General features: G+C 63.5%; 14 protein-coding genes. 6 read left to right on the forward strand and 8 right to left on the reverse strand.

All coding sequences use genetic code 11. The features are described 5' to 3' along the window. Position 1: 1 nt before the first annotated feature. From ACTXGA_RS03190 to ACTXGA_RS03200, 3 genes are read right to left on the reverse strand one after another with little or no spacing between them, the layout of a single operon-like run. Positions 2–2365: a glycosyltransferase family 2 protein gene (locus ACTXGA_RS03190; RefSeq protein ID WP_443391681.1), complete on the reverse strand. Its 2364-nt coding sequence runs from the start codon at positions 2363–2365 to the stop codon at positions 2–4. Next, complete coding sequence (locus ACTXGA_RS03195; protein WP_443391682.1) at positions 2362–3039, reverse strand: sulfotransferase family protein; 678 nt, start codon at positions 3037–3039, stop codon at positions 2362–2364. The genes ACTXGA_RS03190 and ACTXGA_RS03195 overlap by 4 nt, the downstream gene beginning before the upstream one ends. Next, complete coding sequence (locus ACTXGA_RS03200) at positions 3036–4103, reverse strand: glycosyltransferase family 2 protein (protein ID WP_443391683.1); 1068 nt, start codon at positions 4101–4103, stop codon at positions 3036–3038. The genes ACTXGA_RS03195 and ACTXGA_RS03200 overlap by 4 nt, the downstream gene beginning before the upstream one ends. A gap of 170 nt (positions 4104–4273) precedes the next feature. Between ACTXGA_RS03200 and ACTXGA_RS03205 the strand changes: the two genes are divergently transcribed. The 5 genes from ACTXGA_RS03205 to ACTXGA_RS03225 all read left to right on the forward strand — a co-directional run bounded on the left by ACTXGA_RS03205 (position 4274) and on the right by ACTXGA_RS03225 (position 10885). Further along, positions 4274–5182, forward strand: coding sequence for an AAA family ATPase (locus tag ACTXGA_RS03205; RefSeq protein ID WP_443391684.1), 909 nt, complete (start codon positions 4274–4276; stop codon positions 5180–5182). After that, a complete protein-coding gene (locus ACTXGA_RS03210; protein WP_443391685.1) occupies positions 5179–5730 on the forward strand; it encodes a P-loop nucleotide/nucleoside kinase family protein in 552 nt (183 codons plus the stop codon). The genes ACTXGA_RS03205 and ACTXGA_RS03210 overlap by 4 nt, the downstream gene beginning before the upstream one ends. Beyond that, entirely contained in the window at positions 5723–6973 is a 1251-nt protein-coding gene (locus ACTXGA_RS03215) for a vWA domain-containing protein (RefSeq protein WP_443391686.1), read from the forward strand. The genes ACTXGA_RS03210 and ACTXGA_RS03215 overlap by 8 nt, the downstream gene beginning before the upstream one ends. Before the next feature lie 243 nt (positions 6974–7216). Next, the gene (locus ACTXGA_RS03220) at positions 7217–8875 is read left to right on the forward strand and encodes an OmpA family protein (RefSeq protein WP_443391687.1); all 1659 of its coding nucleotides are present in this window, start codon (positions 7217–7219) and stop codon (positions 8873–8875) included. 174 nt (positions 8876–9049) lie between these two features. Then, the gene (locus ACTXGA_RS03225; RefSeq protein WP_443391688.1) at positions 9050–10885 is read left to right on the forward strand and encodes an OmpA family protein; all 1836 of its coding nucleotides are present in this window, start codon (positions 9050–9052) and stop codon (positions 10883–10885) included. A gap of 66 nt (positions 10886–10951) precedes the next feature. Here ACTXGA_RS03225 and ACTXGA_RS03230 read toward each other — a convergent pair whose 3' ends face one another. The 4 genes from ACTXGA_RS03230 to ACTXGA_RS03245 all read right to left on the reverse strand — a co-directional run bounded on the left by ACTXGA_RS03230 (position 10952) and on the right by ACTXGA_RS03245 (position 14884). Then, a complete protein-coding gene (locus tag ACTXGA_RS03230) occupies positions 10952–11377 on the reverse strand; it encodes a hypothetical protein (protein ID WP_443391689.1) in 426 nt (141 codons plus the stop codon). A gap of 132 nt (positions 11378–11509) precedes the next feature. After that, positions 11510–11980, reverse strand: coding sequence for an invasion associated locus B family protein (locus ACTXGA_RS03235; RefSeq protein ID WP_443391691.1), 471 nt, complete (start codon positions 11978–11980; stop codon positions 11510–11512). A gap of 80 nt (positions 11981–12060) precedes the next feature. After that, the gene (locus tag ACTXGA_RS03240; RefSeq protein ID WP_443391692.1) at positions 12061–13095 is read right to left on the reverse strand and encodes a VPLPA-CTERM sorting domain-containing protein; all 1035 of its coding nucleotides are present in this window, start codon (positions 13093–13095) and stop codon (positions 12061–12063) included. A gap of 175 nt (positions 13096–13270) precedes the next feature. Next, positions 13271–14884, reverse strand: coding sequence for a peptide chain release factor 3 (locus ACTXGA_RS03245; RefSeq protein WP_443391693.1), 1614 nt, complete (start codon positions 14882–14884; stop codon positions 13271–13273). A 174-nt stretch (positions 14885–15058) separates the two neighbouring features. On the opposite strand from ACTXGA_RS03245, the gene ACTXGA_RS03250 reads away from it, so the two are divergent. After that, positions 15059–15430, forward strand: coding sequence for a SnoaL-like domain-containing protein (locus ACTXGA_RS03250; RefSeq protein ID WP_443391694.1), 372 nt, complete (start codon positions 15059–15061; stop codon positions 15428–15430). 12 nt (positions 15431–15442) lie between these two features. Here the strand turns inward: ACTXGA_RS03250 and ACTXGA_RS03255 are convergent, their stop codons facing one another. Continuing rightward, positions 15443–16453 (reverse strand): Hint domain-containing protein, encoded by a 1011-nt coding sequence (locus tag ACTXGA_RS03255; RefSeq protein ID WP_443391695.1) that lies wholly within the window; start codon positions 16451–16453, stop codon positions 15443–15445. Positions 16454–16504 lie beyond the last annotated feature (51 nt).

A 16504-nucleotide genomic window follows, 5' to 3' on the forward strand; every position in this document is an offset into this window, starting at 1 on the left:
GTCAGTTCTCCATGTCGAGCGCGAGGGCATAGGCCACCCGCTCGGTCTCTGTCAGTTCAAGGGCCAATGCCTGCCGGTACAGGTCAGCGAATTCGGGCAGGCCATGCAGTTCGGCAGCCTTGGCGCGGTGCCATTCCAGCGCGCTGTGATGCGCGCCGCGCAGGATCGGGTCCGCCATCAGCCTGTCGTATTCCGCCCGCACGCGGGGGATGTTGCGCTTGATGGTGATGTCGCGGTGTACCGACCAGTCCATGCGGATCCAGTAGTTCAGCCCGATGTTGCGATCCACATGCAGGGCGCGGCCGCGCTGGCGCTTGATGAGAAAGCTTTCGGCCGAGCGCAGGGCGTAGTGGTTCAGTTGAATCAGGTCATAGCCGATGGTGCGCTTTGAACTGCGCCAGCCGTTGCGGAGGGCCGCATCGGTCATGTCGCGGCCCGATCCGTTGACCCATTTCACCTTGTCCTCAAAGCCTTCGGCCAGCTTGTTCGGGCGGTGGCAGCTGATCTTTTCGTAGGCGCCGATGTTGCGGAACAGGGTCTTGAACCCCCAGACGGTGTGCGGCTTGGGGCAGTATTTCGGGGCGCAGGTGTCGAATTGCTCGATGACAAAACGGTCCTCCAACTGGCGCACGCCGTTATGGCCGAACAGACGCCAAGTCATCGCCATGTTGGTGGCATCGGGCACCCGTTCGAAAACATCCGCCAGCGTGCCGTTGCCGCAGCGGATGTTGACGAATTCATCCACGTCGATATGCGCGATCCAGTCGGCGTCCTGCAGGACGGGCTCTTCCAGCGCGGCGTCCAGCGCGTGTTGTTGGGGCGATTTGCCGGTCCAGCCGTTGTTGTCGCGGTGCTGAAGGATGCCGAGTTCCTGCAGACGGTCGAGGATCTGAACCGTGCCGTCAGAGCAATTGTTGGTGTAGATCAGGAAGTTGTCGAAGCCGACCGCGCGGTGATAGGCCACCCATTCGAGGATGTAGGGGCCTTCGTCCTTCATGCAGCCCACGATGACATTGCCGGTCGATCCATTGGGCAATGTGCGGGGCGGGGCCGGGGCAAAGGCGGCGGCAAGCTCCTCTTCGTTCACGCGGCCAAGGCGGTTGTGCGGGGCGTAGGGAGACCCGTGCAGGCGGACAAAATTCTTCTTTGCCTGCAGGGGCAGGGCGTCTTCGCCACCTTCGGAGAGGGGGGGATGATCCACTTCGGGCAGGGCGTCGCCGTTCATCACGGCAATCTCGGCGGTCCTGTTCTCGCGCTCCGCCTTGTCGGCCTGCGCGATCCGCCAGCGGAAGGCCATCAGGTACTGGGTGGCGCGGAAACCGCGCGTCGGGTCGGCCTCGACCCAGTCGCCGCAGATCGGATCGGCCTCCATGTCCTCTGGCGTCATGCCGGGGTGTTGGGCGCAGAGGTCGGCAATATCCTGTTCGAACCGCATCGACAGGGCGGACAGCGCGCCCGCCAGAAGCGGGGCACCCGGCACCTTAATCTCTGCCAGCAGCTTGCGCCAGAGCGGTCGCGGCAGCATCACCTCCTGCCGGTCCAGCAGGCGCAGCACGGCGTCATTGAACTGGCGGCAGCGGGTCAGCCATGCGGCGGAGGGAAGACGGGGCAGGTCTTCTTCCTCGACCTTGCCGATCCGCTGTGCGTCGATGCCGAATGCGTCGCAAAGCATCTGCGCGGCGTCCTCGCCATAGAGCCTGTCGCGGTCGATGGAATGCAGGGCAACGCGGCCCGCGCCGAACACCGCCTCCCATTCCGATTGCAGGCGCTTGTAGTCCAGCCAGTGCGTGGCGCCCTGCACCTCGGCATAGAGGCCGGAAAGGGGCGCGGTTTCGAGGCGGGTTTCCAACGCCGCGTCCCAGAAGCTGTCCGCGTCCAGAAGGCCGAGTTCGAGGTCCAGCGCCCGCGCGCGGCCATCCAGAACCTGCGCGCCATACCGCGTCACCAAGGCGCGGGCCGGTTCATCGACCCATGCGGCGATCTGGATATCCTCGGAAATCGGGGTCAGCAGGGCCCGCAACCGCTCCAGCTCTGACCGGGTGCTGAGCGTGCTGCCCAGTTGGTGCGCCGACAGGATCAGCACGGCGGGATCTGTCCGCGCCACCTCTTGTTGCAGTTGATGGGCCAGCTCTTCGCGCAGCGCCTGCTGCTTGTCCGGCAGGGACAGGCCACGGTTGAACCGCAGGACATCGGGGCTGTCGGGATCCGTGACGGCCATGAAAAGGCGCGTGTGGTTCTTGCCGCCGGGGCTGCGCGCGAAGAGAGCACCCGACTCCGCCAGCCGTTCGCGTTTGGCATCGAGGATACGCTGTATCCGGTCGCTCGACGGGCCGTCGGGCCCGATGTGTAGGATGATCCGTGTCACGCTGCCCCTCGTGCCGTTTCGGCCTTGTTATCCTTGCTCGATGTCTTGTCGCCGGTGTTCTCGTTGAGCTTGCCCCACCAGGGCAGGCTGATGCCGGCATGCTGTTCCAGCCGTTCGCGTGCGTCGGCTGCGCCGACCGGCAGTTCCAGATAGCGGGGATCGTCGCCAAAGAGGTCGCGCAGCATCGCGTAGTGCCCCTCGATCCAGCGGATCCTCTCGTCATCCTTGGCGCCATATCCCGCGGGCAGACCGGGGATCGGCCCGGCCGGCAGCCGGTCTGTCCCAAGGTTGCCCCAGCGGCGCATGCTGTCGGAAATCTCTGCCGCAGGCCGCCACGTGGCGACGAACAGCATCTTGGGACGCGACAGGCGCATCGCCTTTATCATGGCGTAATCACACTGCGGCCAGAGCGCGGCAGAGGGGCTGAGCGCGTTGATTTCGGTCAGCGCATCATACAGCCCGTCGAGGTGGAGAAAGGGATCGCCGCCCTCGAAATACCCGTTGTAAAGCTGCCGCGCGATATAGGTGCCGCCAAGGCCGGGCGCGCGGGCGTGGACGCGGCGCACCTTGTGATCCGCTGCCCGCCAGCCGCCTTCGTTCAGGGCATGCCACAGCGTGGTGGTGCCCGTCTTGGGCAGGCCGAGGTTCACCAGTCTGACGCGATGCGCGCTCATAATCCCAGCGCCTCCGCCAGTTCGGCCTCACCGGGGGGCAGGGTGTCCAGACCGGCAAGATGGTCATACATCTCTGCATAGGCTGGGTTCGCCATCAGGGCGTTGCGCTTTTCGCGGTGCAGGCGCACGCAGTCACCGTGCAGGGCGTTGATCCGGTCATCCTGTTTCAGCCGGTCCAGCGCGTTCAACAGGCGCGGTTGATAGCGCAGGATCGAGGCATCCTCGACCGCCGGGTCGTTGCGCTCACGCCAGTAGGTATCGTCGAAAACCCGTCCCTCACGGTTCACGTCGCCGCGGTCATTCTTGACCAGATAGCTGTCGAGCGAGCGCAGGGCGTAGTGGTTCAGCGTGGCAAAAGTGCGGCTGCCGGGGGCGGGAAACTTGCGGATGCGGCGCGGGTTGGCGGCGGTCAGGAACTTGGGCGGCACCCGACGGCCAGAGGCATCGGTCCAGATGGGGCGCTTTTCCTCGGGCAGGGATTTGCGAAAGAAGGGGCGATGCGCGCCGTAGTACTGCAAGGGGAAGTCGCGGCGCACCAGCGTCTTGACCTCGATCGCCATCTGCGAACACCAGATGTCCGGATTGTGCGAGCGTGTGAACTGCGCGATCACCGGGCGGTCGACATAGTCGCGGACACCGTCATTGGCAAAGAATTGGAAACTGACGGAAATGGCCTGCGGATCGCCGCAGGCCGCGATCAGCGCGGGGATCGTGTGATCGCCCACGTGGATGTTCAGGAATTCATCGACATCCGCAACCCAGATCCAGTCAGCCTCTTGCACCACGGGCTGCCGGGCGGCGTCCTTGAGCGCCTCCATCTGGTAATTTCGGCCCTCGGCGGGGTTGGGCAGATGCACCACGCGGCCGGTGTCCGGGCGTTCATCAGACGCCAGTTCATCCAGCAGCGCGTCCGTGCCATCGGTGCAGTCGTTCGAGTAGAACAGAAAATCGGTCACGCCCAGCAGACGGTTGAAGGCGATCCATTCCAGCAGGAACGGGCCTTCGTTCTTGACGCATGTAACGGCGGTGATGCGCCCGGGGGCGCCCGCCTTGCTTTGTGCCATGTCCGCTCAACTGCCTCGATGCCGGGTATCTTCCCGGCTTTTATACCGCGAATCATGACATTCCGTGAGCACCCCGTCAATCCGTGCCCGCGTCAAGAGGTTGGGGGCGTGACTTCCGTCCTATTGACGGGCCTCGTAGGGCTTGGGAAGGGTGCGTCAGGAGGATTGCCATGACATTGCCTGCTTCGATCGACGAGGTTCAAGAAACGCTGGGCTCCACGGGCTATGTCTGTGGCCGGGCGCTTGCCACGGTCGTGTTCCTGTCTTTGCGCCTTGGGCGGCCCCTGTTCCTTGAAGGGGAGGCAGGCGTCGGCAAGACCGAGATCGCCAAGGCGCTGGCGAAAAGCCTCAACCGCCGCCTGATCCGGCTGCAGTGTTACGAGGGGCTGGATGCCTCCAGCGCGGTCTATGAATGGAACTTTCCGGCGCAGATGATCGCCATCCGGACGGCAGAGGCGGGCGGCGGTGCGGACCGTTCTGCCCTGCAGACGGAACTTTTTGGCCCTGATTACCTGATCGAACGCCCGCTGTTGCAGGCAATGCGCCCCGATGAGAACGGTGCGCCGATACTGCTGATCGACGAGCTGGACCGCACCGATGAGCCGTTCGAAGCGTTCCTGTTGGAGGCGCTTTCGGATTTTCAGGTGACCATCCCCGAGATCGGCACCATCAAGGCCCCCGAACCGCCCATCGTGATCCTGACCTCGAACCGCACGCGCGAGGTGCATGACGCGCTGAAACGCCGGTGTCTGTATCACTGGGTCGATTATCCGTCCTTCGACCGAGAAGTGGAGATCCTGAACGCCCGCGAACCTGCGGTGGCCGAAACCCTGTCCCGCCAGATCGTGGCCTTTGTGCAGGGGCTGCGGACTGAGGATATCTTCAAGAAACCGGGCGTTGCCGAAACCATCGACTGGGCCAAGTGCCTATTGGCGCTGGACGTGGTTGACCTGTCGCCCGAGGTGATCAGTGATACGCTGGGCGCGATCCTGAAATATCAGGATGACATCCAGAAGATCGAGGGATCCGAGGCCAAGCGCATCCTCGACGAGGCCAAGGCCAGCATCGAGGCGGCGTGAGCGCCCCTGTCATCCATATCTGCGGTTGGGCCGGCTGCGGCAAGGCCACCATCGGGCGGGTTCTGGCAAGGAGGCTGGGCGGACGGTTGATCGACAATCACCTGATGATAGATCCTGCGGCCGCGCTGTTCGAACGCGGCACGCCGGGATTTGTCGCCCTGAGGGCAGAGGTGCGGCGGGTGATCCATGCCGCCGCGCGTGACTTGCCCGGGGATGTGCCGTTGATCGTGACCGATGCGCTGGCTGACAGTGACGGGGATCGCGCGTTGTTTGGCCTGACGCAGGAATTGGCCAAGGCACGGGGGGCGGAATTGTGTGCGGTCACGCTGATGATCGACGCGGAGGAAAACCGCCGCAGACTGGTCGACCCGGCGCGAGAAGGCGGGTCCAAGCTGACCGATCCGGCGGTTTTGGATCAGCTGCGCGCGACGCATAGGCTGTTGCGGCCTGAAGGCGCGGTGAGCGTGGATGTGACGACCCTTTCACCGGAGGCGGCCGCTTCGGCTATCCTTGCCGCGCTGTCCCTGAGCGGGGTGTCCCATGCCTGAATACGCCCCGCTGACGATCCCGGAGAACCCGCGTCTTGCGCAGAACATCATCCATTTCGCCCGCGCGCTGCGCCGGGCAGGACTGCCGGTGGGGCCGGGCCGCGTCATTGATGCCATCCGCGCGGTCGAAGCGGCGGGTTTCACCGAGCGGATGGATTTCTACTGGACCCTGCACGCCTGTTTCGTGAACCGGCCCGAGCACCGGATCGTCTTTGCGCAGATCTTTCGCCTGTACTGGCGCGATCCCCGGTTCCTGGAACACATGATGTCGATGATGCTGCCCGCAATCCGAGGCGTGCAGGAGGACCGCTCTGCCGTGGCGGCGGAAAAGCGGGCAGCGCAGGCCCTGCTGGCGGACCAGATGCCGGAAATGCCCGAGCAGGAAGATCAGGAAGAGGGCACGCAGATCGAAGTCGATGCTTCGATGACCATGAGCGCCGAGGAAAAGCTGCGCACGCTGGATTTCGAGCAGATGTCGACAGAAGAGGTTGCGCAGGCCAAGCGGATGCTGTCGCGGCTGACCCTGCCGGTGAAACCAATCCTGTCGCGGCGGCGCATGGCCTCGGCGCAGGGGCACCGGATTGCCTATCGCAGGACGATCCGCGCCGCACTGCGTCAGGGCGGCGAAATCCACGAGATCAAGAAGGCGAAACAACGGCCGCGCTGGCCGAACCTGGTGGTGCTCTGCGATATTTCCGGGTCCATGTCGCAGTATTCGCGCATGGTGCTGCATTTCCTGCACGCGGTGGCCAATGAAAAGGGGCAGGGCTGGGCCAAGGTGCATGCCTTTACCTTTGGCACCCGGCTGACCAACATCACCCGCCATCTGGCGACCCGCGACGTGGACGCCGCGCTGAAGGCGGCGGGGGCCGAGGCGCAGGACTGGGAAGGTGGCACGCGCATTGGCCAGTGCCTGCATGACTTCAACCGCGACTGGTCTAGGCGGGTCATGGGGCAGGGGGCGGTGGTGCTGTTGATCACCGACGGGCTGGACCGTGACGATGCGGCGGCGCTGGAAAAGGAGATGGAGCGGTTGCACCTGTCCTCGCGCCGCCTGATCTGGCTGAATCCGCTGCTGCGCTGGGACGGGTTTGCGCCCAAGGCGACCGGGATCCGGGCCATGCTGCCGCATGTGGACAGCTTTCGCGCGGGCCATTCCATCGCCTCGCTGGAGGATCTGGCCGATTCAATTTCGCGGCCCGACGATCTGGGCGAAAAGGAACGGTTGATGCGCCTGCTCTGACCGCCGCGCGCCTTGTTTCACTGAAAATTTACCGCCCTTCCGCCCGGTTCCTGGACCGGGTCGGGAATACCTCCGTTGAGCGTGTGGCGCAAAAGGCGTCTCATCACGCCACGTCACGGGACGCGCGGGGGTGGGCCGGATCGCCCTTCATTCTTTTCCCGCCAGCGTCGCTGCAACAGCGCCCGTCCCGGTGACGACAGGAATTCACATGCCGTCCCAATTGACGATGGAAAGGAATTGAAGATGAAGCGCCTTCTACTTGCCACCGCCGCCGTCAGCGTGATGGCCGCCCTTTCACCGGGTGTCGCAAGCGCCCAGAGCTTTGACCTCAAGCAGTTGTGCAACCCCGCCTTGGGTATCAAGTGCGGCACGACAAGCCGCGTGATCCGCAAGACCCCGACCGTCCAGACCCCGACGATCCGCTCCGCGCCGGTCGTTCGGCAGGTGCCCAAGGTCCAGACCGCCCCCAAGGTCTTTGTCCAGCCCAAGGTTCAGGTTGTGACCCCTCGGATCAAGACCACGCCGCAGGTTGTTGTGCCAAAGCAGATCACTCCGCAGATCGTCACGCGCCCGGTCAACAAGACCCCGACCGTTGTTGTGCCCGATCTGAAAAGGGTGATCACACAAGGCCAGGACGGCAAGATCCGGGTGACGATCCCTAAGACCGTGGCGACACCGGGTCTCAAGACTGCGCCGCGTCCCGGCAAGGTTGCCACGCCGGGCACCATCGTGGTGAACCCGGGCGGCAAGGTGTCGATCGACGACTTGCGCAAGCAACTGGCCGGGCAGGGGGGCGTGATCAAGGTGGCTCCAAAGCCGGGCGCGACCGTGAAACTGCCCGACCGGATCGTCGACCTTGGCGCCAGCCAACGGCAGGCGGATCTGCTGAACCTTCGGGACGTGGGCAAGTTGGCCGCTGTGGCCGCCGGGGCCGGGCTGATCGCCAACGGATCGGTCAAGGTCTCCGACAAGACCATCGACCTGCAGGATATCCGCCTGAGTTCGCAGGATTTCAGCGAGGTGGCCAAGGTGCTGCCCGGCACCATCGACTATAACCGCGCCGATCTTGAAAAGGTCCTGCAGAAGGGCGACCGGGTCGTGACCAAGACCGGCGATCGCATGGTGGTCGAAAACAACGGCGTGATGCGGGTCCTGCGCAATGACAACGTGCTGCTGAACCGTCCGGGAGCAGAAGTGAAATCCTTTGAGTTCAAGGACGGATCGACGCGCAACGTGATGGCCTACAAGGACGGATCGAAGGTCGAGACCATTCTGGCGCCCGACGGCCGAGTCCTGCGCCGCGCCACGGTCAAGCCGGACGGGACAGAGGTGGTGCTGTTCGACGATACGGGCGACAGCAACCCGGTGATCGTCAACGACCTGCCCGAGATGACCGGCGCCGCCGTCGTGGCCTATCACTCTGACGGGCAGGGCGTGAACGAGGCGCTGTCCGAAACGCTGGTGGTGGACACGGGCCGCAACTATTCCCTGTCGCAGGTTCGCGACATCGACGCGGTGCGCCAGTTGGTGCCGGAACTGAACATCGACACGATCCACTTTGCCAGCGGCTCTGCCGCGATCCGCCCCGAAGAGGCCGAGGAGCTTTCGGCGCTGGGGCTGGCCTTGCTGGAGGCGATCGCGCTGAACCCGCGTGAGGTGTTCCTGATCGAGGGGCACACGGATGCGCGTGGCGACAACGCCTATAACCTCGCGCTGTCGGATCGGCGGGCGGAATCGGTGGCGCTTGCCCTGATCGAGTATTTCGGTGTGCCGCCAGAGAACATGGTGCTGCAGGGCTACGGTGAAAGCGCGTTGCTGATCCCGACGGATGCCGCCGAACAGGCTAATCGCCGCGCCGCTGTGCGCCGCATCACTGACCTGCTGGGCAGCAGCGAGACCTGAGGCCACAGAGATGAAATGGAGCGCGTCCGCTGGCCCAAAGCCGCGGGCGCGTTTTTGCCGTTCCCGGGCTGGGGCGTCGGCGAAACGGCGCTTGCGGCGCAGAGGAATGCAACGACTGCGCCGCTGAAGCGTTCTATCTTCAAGAGCCTTGGGGCTGGAGGAAAGGAATACAGAATGAAGTCGACGGGAAAACTCACACTTTCGGTCTGCCTTGTCTCACTGACGTTGGGTGCGGGCGCGAACGCTCAGGGCCTTGGCAATGGTGGAGACGCAGGCGCTGTGCCGGCACAGCTGATCCCGATGGATCAATTGAAGCAGCTTCAGGAATGGATGCAGCTGTGTTCCGAAGGACGACCTTTGCCCGGAGAGCGGGACTGTGCCGCCGTGGAGCGGGTTCTGGAGCAGCCGGACCTGATAGGGACGCTTGGCCTGTTTGATGCTGAGCCTGTCGCAGATCCGGATCCGCAGGCCGGGGCCGTGGCCCCAGAGCCCGAGGCGCAGCAGCCGGACGCGACGGCAGTGGCGCCTGATCCGGAGCCTGAAGCGCAGCAGCCGGATGCGACGGCTGTTGCGCCGGACCCTGAGCCCGAAGCGCAGGAACCGGATGCGACGGTTGAGGCCCCGGACCCTGAGCCTGAAGCGCAGCAGCCGGATGCGACGGCTGTTGCGCCGGACCCAGAGCCCGAAGCCCAGCAGCCGGATGCGACCGTTGCGGCCCCTGACCCGGAACCCGAAGCGCAGCAGCCGGATGCGACGGCTGTGGCCCCTGACCCGGAGCCTCAAGCGCAGCAGCCGGATGTGACGGCTGTGGCCCCTGACCCTGAGCCCGAAGCGCAGCAGCCGGATGCAACGGCAGTGGCCCCTGACCCTGAGCCTGAAGCGCAGGAGCCGGATGGAACGGCTGTGATTGCTGACCCCGACCCGCAGGCGCAGGCCGATGCCGTCGAGCGCATGGAGCAGAACGCCCCCGTGGCGGCCGCCGGGGCAGACCGTGACGATGGCGACGTGACCAGCGAGGTCGTGACCACCGAGGATGTGCGCCGTTCGGATCAGGATTTCACCACCGACGTCGCGCGGACCGAAGAGCCTAAAGCCAAGAAGGCCAAGGACGATGGAGACGATGACAACGACCGCGCCAAACGGCTCGCCGGTGTCGCGCTTCTGGGGCTTGGCGCCGTGGCGCTCGCTGAAATCCTCGATCAGAACGATCGCGTGGTGACAAACAGCGGCGACCGCGTGGTGGTGGAGCGGGACGGACAGTTCCGCGTGCTGCGCAACGATGATGTGCTGTTGCGCCGTCCCGGGGCAGAGGTGCAGACGCAGCGGTTCGAGGACGGATCGACCCGCAATATCCTGACCTATCAGGACGGCACGGTGGTCGAGACGATCCTTGCGGCGGATGGCCGTGTCGTGCGACGCGTGCGTATCCTGCCGGATGGACAAGAGGTTGTGCTGTTCGACGATACGCAGCCGCGCGATGAAGTTGTGATCAGCGACCTGCCCGAACCTCGTCAGGACGACCGCATCAATTACCGCGATGCAGAGGTGGACGCACTGGCCCGCGCCCTTGCCGCTCAGGAGGCCGGGGGCATCGACCGGCGGTTCTCACTGGCGCAGGTGCGCAACATCGATGCCGTGCGCAAGCTGGTACCGGTGATCTCGGTCGACTCGATCAACTTCGAGACCGGCTCGGCCGCGATCCGGGTCGAAGAAGCAGAGGAACTGGCAGCTTTGGGTAATGTCATGCGGGACGCCATAGCGCGCAATCCCGGAGAGGTGTTCCTGATCGAGGGGCACACCGATGCCGTGGGCAGCTATGCGCTCAACCTTGCGCTGTCCGACCGGCGGGCCGAGTCCGTGGCGCTGGCGCTGACGGAGTACTTTGACGTGCCGCCGGAAAACATGGTTCTGCAGGGCTATGGCGAAGGGGATCTGCTGATCCGCACGGATACGGCCGAACGCGCCAACCGCCGCGCCGCCGTGCGCCGGATCACGCCGCTGTTGCAATAACAGCGGGACATCCCCAGTGACACAACGCCGTGCCCGGACCGGGCGCGGCGTTTTCACGTCGCGGGGTCAGTCGATCAGAACACCATCGGTGAGATAGACCGCGCGATAGGTTTCGGTGCTGGTGTCGAATTCCAACGTGCCGCGCACCGTGATCTTGGTGGCCTCCGGCACATCGGGCATCGGGCGTTTCATAGAGACCTCCAGCGACGGGCCATAGCCGTTCTGACCGCAAAAGGGGCAGTCCGCCGGATCGGGCACCAGCAGGAAGGATGAGACATAGGCCTGCGCCTCAATCGGGACGTAATAGCCGGTGATCCGGAAATCCCCGGCCATGTCGCGCAGGGCGTCCGGCAGCTTTTTGGTGACCGACCAGGTCGTCTCTGTTTCGGTCTCTTCGTACTCGATTGCGCTGATCAGATCCCAGGGGTTGGCCAGTGCCGGAGTGCCGGCGAACGCAGATATCAGGCAAGCGGTTGAAGCAAGACGGTACATGCGCAAAGGACCTCAAGCAGGCGAAGGACTGGTGCGGGAGTTCGCCCTGTCCCGCCAGATGAGTCTACTCCTCGCCGCCACAGGCGGCAAGAACGCCTGCCATGCAATTGAGGCCTCTGCGTGGTGTTCCGCTCAGGGCAGTTCCTGAACTTGCTTGCGTGCGTCGGCGACCGCCTCTGGCAAACCTGACAGCGGAATTTCGAGCGCGACCGGACGATCCAGCTGAACAACGAAGAATCGTAGTTCTGTCTGATCACGCGCCGCAAACTTGTCCAGGTCGTCGGTCGAAATCGTCGTCAAGGCACGGCATCCGTCTGGAAAACAGACATCAAACGCCAGATCGATCACATCATCGCCCTGCAGCAGCCGTGCTCCCGGCAGGAGGGCGACACCAAGCGGAACAGCAATGCCGATCCGGGCTTCGTCGCTGTCCTTGTCGATTCCGATCAGCAACGTCGCCGATGCCGGGCCATCGGACTCTGCCACGCGCCTTGTGAGCGAGCATTGGTCGGCCGAGCAATTGACCGGCCAATCTGTATCGCTCTGTGCGATGGCGCCCGTCGCCGCCAGAAGTGTTATCAAAAATGTTGACAACTTACCCATTGATTTTGCCTCTTTAAGTGATGATGGCATGAAAAAGGGCGCGCCACTGCGGCGCGCCCCCTGAAGCCTATAGTCAACGGTTAGGCTGCTTTCTTGCGGCGACGCACGCCCGCCAGCAGACCAAGACCACCGATCAGCAACCAGCCGGCTGCCGGGACAGGGATCACGGCCGGCGGAACGATGACTTTGCCGCCAACACCCTTGAACGCGAAGATGAAGGTGGTTGTATCGAACCCTCCACCGGAACCGGTCCCGAGCGGATCCGAGGACGCCTGTCCAAAGGAGTAGAGCTCTGCGCCAACCGCGCCAAGTGCCGCCAGTGCGGCCGCCTCAGTTGCTGTTGCGCCGTAGTAGATCTTGAACTCCTTGGTGGCCCCATCCGCCAACGCGCCAAAACCGAAGTCGAAGTTCGTACCCTGATCGGTGGGGCCGAAATCCATCAGGTCGGTGGTGGCTGCAGCGCCGCCAATTGTCGAGCGGCTCGCGAAAGGATCGGAATTCACGAAGCCGTTGTTGCTCGAAGCCAGTAGGTCTGTGGTTGTTGCCGTCCCCTTAATGGTCACAACGTCGCTGAAGGTGGTCGGCTCAACGTCCCAGTCAAAGGTGCGGGTATAACGCAGGTCGGCGATGTCCGCGCCAGACGTGTTGGTGATCGACACGGTCACTTCGTAAAGGTCGGCTGTGTCTGCCGACGGCGCAAAGGCGTGCGTCACGCTCAATTCGCCGGATGTCAGGCTGACGGTCGATGTCGCCGAAGACCCCGTCGAAGAAGCCAGAGTGCCCGCACCAGATGTCACGAAGGAATCCGCAGTCAGGTTAGACACACCAAAGTTGTTGTTTGCCGAACCCGAGACCAGCGTTTCGCCAATCCCGACCCCCCAACCTTCGCAAAGGCATCCGTGCGAGGTGGATTCGTTCCCGGTTGCGACATGTCGCAGCCCAACTACGGTTGTGCCAGAAACCGGAGACGCTGGACCGGCCAAAGACGTCGGGTTCAACTGTCCGAAATCGTCGATGCCCAGTTGAACCGAGCCGTTGTCGACGATCGCTGCTGCGTTTGCAGAAACAGCAGCTAACGCGCACACGGCTGAGTATAGCGCTATCCTTAATTTCATGATGTTAGCCCTCCAAGGCTGTAAGGTTCTCTAAAAAGTGGTTTGCGGCAAATAACTGCCTCCCCAGCAATTTTATAACGCGAAAAGGCCTTACTGTAAACGATTTGTTAACCTTGGGGAGCTTCGTTCCGAAAACAAATGGCTGATTTTTTGGGCATTGTTTCCGGAACTGAGCTTATACCATCATTTCCTTCGTCGCGCTCAGCTTTACGTCCGGGTAATCGCGTTCGACCCGGTCGATGTCCCATTGCAGGCGCGTCAGGTAGACCACGTCGCCGTCGTGGTCGTAGGATATGTGCTGCTTGTTGGCGTTGATGAACTTCTCCACCGCCTCCTTGGAGCCGTGCACCCAGCGGGCGGAGGTGAACTGCGAGGCGTCGAACCGCACCGGCAGGCCGTATTCCAGCTCGATCCGGCTGCCCAGCACCTCGAATTGCAGCGCGCCCACGACGCCGACGATAAAGCCCGAACCGATCATCGGTTTGAAGACTTTTGCAGCGCCTTCTTCGGCGAATTGCATCAGCGCCTTTTCAAGGTGCTTGGCCTTCATGGGGTCGCCTGCGCGCACCGATTGCAGCAGTTCCGGCGCAAAGGACGGGATGCCGGAGACCTTCAGCATCTCTCCTTCCGTCAGCGTGTCGCCGATGCGCAACTGCCCGTGGTTGGGAATGCCGATGATGTCGCCCGCCCAGGCCTCTTCGGCCAGTTCACGGTCCGAGGCGAGGAACAGCACCGGGCTGGAGATTGCCATGGGCTTCTTGGTGCGCACATGGGTCAGCTTCATCCCGCGCTGGAAATGGCCCGAGGCCAGCCGGACAAAGGCCACGCGGTCGCGGTGCTTGGGGTCCATGTTGGCCTGCACCTTGAACACGAACCCGGTGACTTTCTTTTCCTCCGGAGCAATCGCTCGGGGGGAGGCCTGTTGCACCTGCGGTTCGGGGCCATAGGTGCCGATGCCGTCCATCAGTTCCTTGACACCGAATGAATTGATGGCAGAGCCGAACCAGATCGGGGTCATATGCCCCTCCAGCACCGATTGTGGATCAAGCGCGGGCAAAAGCTCGCGCGCCATTTCCACCTCTTCGCGCAACTGTTCCAAGAGGGCCGGGGGGATGTGCTCTTCCATCCGGGGATCGTCGAGCCCCTCGAGCGTGATGGTTTCCGCCACCTTGTTGCGGTCGGCGCGGTCCATCAGTTCCAGCCGGTTGTTCAGCATGTCGTAGCAGCCAAGGAAATCCCGGCCCATGCCGATGGGCCAGGACGCGGGCGTCACGTCGATGGCCAGGTTCTCCTGGATCTCGTCGATGATGTCGAAGGTGTCGCGCGCCTCGCGGTCCATCTTGTTGCAGAAGGTCAGGATGGGCAGGTCGCGCAGGCGGCACACCTCGAACAGCTTGCGGGTCTGGCTTTCCACGCCCTTTGCCCCGTCGATGACCATCACCGCCGCGTCCACCGCCGTCAGCGTGCGGTAAGTATCCTCGGAGAAGTCCGAGTGGCCGGGCGTGTCGACAAGGTTGAAGCGGAAGTTCTTGCCTTTGCCGGCATAGTCGAAGGACATGGCCGAGGCGGAAACAGAGATTCCGCGGTCCTTTTCCATCTGCATGAAGTCCGACCGCGTACGCCGCGCCTCACCTTTTGCGCGCACCTGACCGGCCATCTGGATGGCGCCGCCGTACAGCAGGAATTTTTCCGTCAGCGTGGTCTTGCCCGCGTCCGGGTGCGAGATGATCGCAAAGGTCCGGCGGCGGGCGATTTCGGCGGGAAGGTCGGGGCGATTGGTGTCCAGCATGGGCGCGGATATAGGCGAGGCCGCGGGCAGGGGCAATCGCTCATGAAAGCCGGTGGGAAAAGCTGTGGTGCCTTGGCGAGGTATCGGCCTGCTCGGGGGAACCGCGGGGCTGCCTTGCTTTTTCCGCGGACCGGGCGCATAGTGAACGTATGGTGAACATTTGGGGAGGTTCCGATGGATCTGAAAGCAATTGCAGAGGAACTCGTGGCTGGTTGCCGCGAGGGGCGTGAGCTTGAGAATTTGGACAAGATCTATTCCGCCGATGCGGTGTCGGTCGAGGCCGCCGCCATGCCCGGCATGGACAGCGCCGAAACCCACGGGATCGACGGCATCAAGGGCAAGCACGCCTGGTGGTCGTCCAACTTCGAGGTTTTGGATGCGGTGGTCGACGGGCCGTACCTGCACGGCGATGACAGCTTTGCCGTGATTTTCCAGATGAAGGCCAAGAACAAGGAAAGCGGCGAGGTCAGCGACATGAAAGAGGTGGCGATCTATACCGTCGCCGATGGCAAGATCGTGAAAGAGGCGTTCTACTACACGATGTGATCGCCGGGGCCGTCAGCCACCCGAGGATTTGCGCAGGATATCGGCCGCATCCGGGCGGGCCAGCAACTGCTCTTCGACCTCCAGCGCTTGAGGATCGCTCTTGCGGTGGCCCGGCAGCAGGTCGGAAAGCTCCAACTCTTTGGGCAGGGCCGCGCGGGTGCGGGTATCGACCAGCATGGATTCCGCGGCAATGCCTTCGGCGTAGATGATCTGATGTGAGTCGAAGAGCATCTGGTAATAGTCCACGAACCCACCGGTCCGGCGCGCAACCGTGTCACCGTTCAGAAGATGGCGCGCCCGGACCAGCAGTTCGGCCCGGCCCGCGCCCAGGTGATCCCGCCGCTGGTAGATGAACAGCCGGTGGTCGGGAGAAACCAGCAGATCGCGGGTATTGTTCAGCACACCTTCGCGGATACAGATCGGGGCAAAGGCGCCGACGGCGCGCACCGTCTGATGGCCGATCCAGCGGATCGGTTGGGGACCGTCGTCGCGGGTCAGGATGCGGTCGCCCACCGTCAGCTCCTCGACCGCGCGCTGTGCGCCATTGGCGAGGGTGATCATGGTGCCTGCGGTGAAGGAGACGCAGGCGACCTGCGCATACCGTTGCAGGGCGTTTTCGGTGTCGATGCCCACAAGGACGTAGTCGACCTTTGCGTCCATCGGTGCCAGCGGCAGCAGGTAGATCTGCGCGACGTTGCGATCCTGATCGGTCTCGACAAGGACCAGAGCCTCTGTCGTGCGGCCATCGCCGGACATGAAGGTGACGCAGCAATCCAGGTGCAGATCGGCGCCGGGTTCGCCAAGATCGCTGGATTTGGCAATCCGGAAAGGCGGGGCGGCGCCGGTGACGACCCCGAGCGGTGTCAGGGAGGCAAGCGGCGACAGGCGATAGACGTCGTCATGCACCAGTTCCTCGGCAAAGCTGATCGGATCGCCAAGGTTCGCACCATTGATCACCCGCAGCGCATCGGCGCGGTAGACCTGAAGGCTTTGTTTGGCGCGGGCTTGATCTGAGCGGGACATGACTGACTGCAGTGGGTGTTGCGCAGGAATAGTCGCTAACCCCCATTGTAT

Origin of the sequence: Antarctobacter jejuensis, assembly GCF_052266595.1 — a bacterium.
GTDB lineage: Bacteria > Pseudomonadota > Alphaproteobacteria > Rhodobacterales > Rhodobacteraceae > Antarctobacter > Antarctobacter jejuensis.